The 1,204-nt window shown below is 38.5% G+C and carries 3 protein-coding genes; all 3 read left to right on the top strand.

The features are described from left to right. Nucleotides 1-180 precede the first annotated feature (180 nt). The 3 genes from SSCH_RS18285 to SSCH_RS16540 all read left to right on the top strand — a co-directional run bounded on the left by SSCH_RS18285 (nucleotide 181) and on the right by SSCH_RS16540 (nucleotide 1,149). Nucleotides 181-522 (top strand): hypothetical protein, encoded by a 342-nt coding sequence (locus SSCH_RS18285; RefSeq protein WP_156972181.1) that lies wholly within the window; start codon nucleotides 181-183, stop codon nucleotides 520-522. A 154-nt stretch (nucleotides 523-676) separates the two neighbouring features. After that, nucleotides 677-850, top strand: coding sequence for a hypothetical protein (locus SSCH_RS19150; protein ID WP_198142283.1), 174 nt, complete (start codon nucleotides 677-679; stop codon nucleotides 848-850). Next, nucleotides 772-1,149: an ABC transporter ATP-binding protein gene (locus SSCH_RS16540; protein ID WP_332306913.1), complete on the top strand. Its 378-nt coding sequence runs from the start codon at nucleotides 772-774 to the stop codon at nucleotides 1,147-1,149. Before SSCH_RS19150 ends, SSCH_RS16540 begins: the two co-directional genes overlap by 79 nt. The last annotated feature ends 55 nt before the right edge of the window (nucleotides 1,150-1,204 follow it).

The following is a 1,204-nucleotide window of genomic DNA, read 5'->3' as shown; positions in this document are numbered from 1 at the left end:
CGTCCAATGTAAAGGGGTTTTTGAAAAAAGAATGCTTAATTTTATTAAGTAGAGGTGCGGGGTTGATAAATTTGGACTATTATTATGGTTTTGCCGTTTAAGACGGTGGACATAACTGATGAATATGCACTAGCAAATCTTGGCCAAATAATATCTCAATCACTGATTATTTCCGGTAATGTGAAAGAAACCTTTATTTCCATAAGCGCGGAGAGTAACCGGTTAAAACTATACACATCCCTTAATCCATATGATTTAAACCAGCACTCTTTGATAATATCTGATGCGATCAATGCAGGGCTACGAAGCCTGTTGCCCATAGGCATTGCTGTTCTTTTATTTGCTTCCATAAGTATGGTGGTATCTTTATTGAGTTTTTTAAGAAAAAAACACAAAAGAAATAGGCGTTCATCTTCTTGCGGGAGCGACAATGAAGAATATTGCTCTGCGCATCCTCTGGATTTCTATGATCTGTTTGAGCTTTTCTTTTGTTTTAGCAACTTTGATCAGCAATCAGGTTAAGAATCAACATTTTTCCAGATTTTTATCAAGGGCAATGTTCTTTTATTATTACTGTGCCGTCTCATTGCTTTTAATTTGTTGTGTTATTGTCTGCCGGTTGTAAAGTTTCTGAGAACGGAAATTAGCGAGATCATCCGTAGAAAGGAGTAGCCAAATGATATTACTGCATGGTGTAGAAAAAATATATGGCCGCGGTGATAATAGTGTCAAAGCTTTAAACGAGATCGATCTGGAAATCAGGCAAGGGGAATGGTGGGCATCATGGGTATCGGTTCTGGAAAATCGACATTGCTTAACATTATTGGATGTATTGATCGGCCTACTTTAGGAAGCTATTACCTTAATGGAAAAGATGTGTCTAGAATGAATCAGGTGACGTTGGCCAGGTTAAGAAATAGCTGTTTTGGCTTTGTCGTCCAGCAGTTTGCTTTGATTGATGACTATAACACGTATCAAAATGTGAAAGTGCCTTTAGATTATACTCGAATCAGTAGGCGGGAAAAGAAGAAACGAATTGAGGAAATGATTTGTAGATTGGGTATTGAAGATAAAAAGAATAAACTTCCCAGTGAACTGTCAGGAGGGCAATCTCAAAGAGTGGCTATTGCTCGGGCACTGGTCAAATAGACCGGAAATAATACTGGCGGATGAACCGACAGGGGCACTGGAATCAAAAACAGGA

The sequence above is a fragment of the Syntrophaceticus schinkii genome, from assembly GCF_000946815.1.
GTDB classification, from domain to species: Bacteria; Bacillota; DSM-12270; order Thermacetogeniales; family Thermacetogeniaceae; genus Syntrophaceticus; species Syntrophaceticus schinkii.
This window is presented reverse-complemented; position numbering and strand designations above follow the sequence as displayed.